Consider the following 2,664-nt stretch of genomic DNA (forward strand, 5'->3'; position numbering starts at 1 on the left):
TCGGTAGGCGCGGGTGCGGGTGTCGTTGGTCATCCGGTTCTTGACGATGTGGTGCAGGGCGGCGTTGGCGTGCCGGTCCCCTCCGCGGGAGAGCCGGTGCCGGTCGGTGCGTCCGGAGCTGACCGGGATGGGCGCGGTGCCGCACAGCGCGGCGAAGGAGGCCGAAGAGCGCAGCCGGTCGGGGTTGTCCCCGGCGGTGATCAGCAGCTGGGCGCCAATGACCGGGCCGATGCCCTTGATGGCGAGCAGGGCCGGGTTGGCGGTGGTGGCCCAGGTGAGCATCCGCTGCTCGAGTTCGGCGATCTCCCGCCCCAGGTGACGGTGCCTGCGGGCCAACGACCGCAGCGCGTGCAGGGTGTCCGCCTGGCCAAGGTCGCGGACTTGGTCGGGGCGGGTACTGGTCAGTGCGGCAATGAGTTTGGCCTTCGGTAGGTCGCGGTACCGGTCCCGAAGGTGACTTGGCGCCCTCAGCGCGGCCCGGAGGGGGGCGAATCCGCCTCGACCTCCGGGCCACTAAGCCTCGATCCACCGATGAGCTCGGGCGTTTGAGCGTGCCGTAACGACGAGATGCCCTGCCGTGCTGGGAGATTGGTACTTGCGACAGTCCCAAAGCTCACCACCCGGAAGGGCATCTCTGAGGTGAAACTCTCTCACACGCATGGGTCGACGTCTGCGGTGTTCGACGATCCGAATCTGGTGTCGTGCGCGGGGCTGGTCCCGGTGCTGGCGCTGGCCGATGCGGCGGGGCTTGGGGCTCTGGCTGGTGCGCACCTGAGCGTGCCGGGCGACAAGGGTGCGAACGCCGGGTTGAAGGTGGCCTCGCTGGTCGCCGGGATGGTCGCCGGCGCCGACAGCATCGACGACATGGGCCTGCTGCGGCACGGCGGGATGGGTCGGGTCTTTCAGCGGGCCTACGCGCCGTCGACGCTGGGGTCGTTCCTGCGCGCGTTCGCCTTCGGGCACGTTCGTCAGCTCGACGCGGTCGCCTCCAGGTTCCTGACCAACCTGACAGCCCAAGCCCCGCAGGCCCTGGGCGACGGCACGAGCGCACGGGTGCTGGTCGATGTCGACGACACGATTATCGAGGTCCACGGGTACGCCAAGCAGGGCTCGGGCTACGGCTACTCCGGGGTCCGTGGCCTGAACGCGCTGATCGCCACCGCCACCACCGCGGGCTGCGCGCCGGTCGTGGTGGCTCAGCGGCTGCGCAAGGGCTCGTGCGGGTCCCCACGCGGCGCAAAACGGCTGGTCGCCGACGCACTCAAGACCGTCAGCAAGCTGCAGGCGGGTCACGGCAAGCCGCTGCTGCGGGCGGACTCGGCGTTCTATGGGGCGCCCACGGTTGGTGCCGCGCTCCGCGGCGGGGCCGAGGTATCGGTGACCGTGCGCCTGGACCCCAAGATCAAAGCCGCGATCGCCACCATCGCCGACCACGCGTGGACCCCCATCGAGTACACCGACGCCATCTTCGACGAGGTCAGCGGCACGTGGGTGTCGCGGGCTGAGGTCGCCGAGGTGCCCTTCACCGCGTTCACCTCCAAGAAGGCCACCGAGCGTGTGCCCGGGCGGCTGGTGGTGCGCCGCATCCCTGACCTGAACCTGCGCGGGAGGGACGGCCAGGATCCGTTGTTCGACACCTGGCGCTTCCACGCCTTCTTCACCACCACCGACCCCGCCGACCTGGACACCGTCGCCGCGGACCGCACCCACCGCGGGCACGCGATCATCGAGCAGGTCCATGCCGACCTGAAGAGCTCCGCCCTGGCGCACCTACCCTCGGGCAAGTTCACCGCCAACGCCGCCTGGCTGGTGCTGGCCGTCATCGCGTTCAACCTCACCCGGGCCGGGGCCACCCTCACCGGCGCCGAGCTGGCCAAGGCGACCACCGCCACGATCCGCAGGAAGCTGATCACCGTCCCGGCCCGGGTGGCGTCCTCGGCCCGGCGGATCACCCTGCACCTGCCGACCGCCTGGCCCTGGGAAACCGCGTGGACCCGCCTGTTCACCCACGGCTGCGGGCCACCACCACCAGTCACTTCCTGACCACCCAGCCGTCAACGGCGCGACCCGAAACCCGAAGTGGAACACCCTGACAGCGAGGTCAGACGGTCAGCCGCGCCCCGCCGCCACGATCACAGCCTGAGCCCCTCATCACCCCACCTCACAAGGAGATCGGTGGATCGAGGCTAAGACAGTCCTAAGGGAAGTTCTGGTTTGCGCCGGCGGCTGTCAGCCGGGTCACGGCGTCAGCAGGATCTTGCCCGTCGCACGTCGCTCGTCGACGGCCGTGAGCGCCGCCACGACGTCCTCGAGGTCGCGGACCTCGCCGATGACGGGGTCGACCGCACCGGACTCGAGCAGGGGCACCAGGTCGTCCCACTGGCGGCGCAGGAACGCCGGCCCGGGGCCACCGCGCCCGGTCCACCACGCTCCCCACCCGACACCGACGACCGAGATGTTGCCGAGCAGCAGCCGGTTGACCTTGACCTCGGGGATCGAGCCGGCCGTGAACCCGATGACGAGCAGGCGGCCGCCCGGGGCGAGGGAGCGCAGCGAGTCGGTGAAGCGGTCGCCGCCGACGGGGTCGACCACGACGTCGACGCCACGTCTGCTGGTCAGGCCGGCGACGGCATCCCGGAAACCGTCGGCGAGCACGACCTCGTG

The 2,664-nt window shown here is 70.6% G+C and carries 3 protein-coding genes; 1 reads left to right on the top strand and 2 read right to left on the bottom strand.

All coding sequences use genetic code 11. From position 1 onward, the window contains the following. A partial coding sequence (locus VIM19_04430; protein ID HEY5184155.1) for an IS110 family transposase occupies positions 1–336 on the bottom strand: 336 nt, incomplete at its 3' end. Between the two features lie 303 nt (positions 337–639). Between VIM19_04430 and VIM19_04435 the strand changes: the two genes are divergently transcribed. Continuing rightward, a complete protein-coding gene (locus VIM19_04435; protein ID HEY5184156.1) occupies positions 640–2,043 on the top strand; it encodes an IS1380 family transposase in 1,404 nt (467 codons plus the stop codon). A gap of 195 nt (positions 2,044–2,238) precedes the next feature. Here the strand turns inward: VIM19_04435 and VIM19_04440 are convergent. Next, positions 2,239–2,664 (bottom strand): zinc-binding dehydrogenase (locus VIM19_04440; protein HEY5184157.1); only part of this gene is annotated, 426 nt, incomplete at its 5' end.

Source organism: Actinomycetes bacterium, from assembly GCA_036510875.1.
Classification (GTDB): Bacteria; Actinomycetota; Actinomycetes; order Prado026; family Prado026; genus DATCDE01.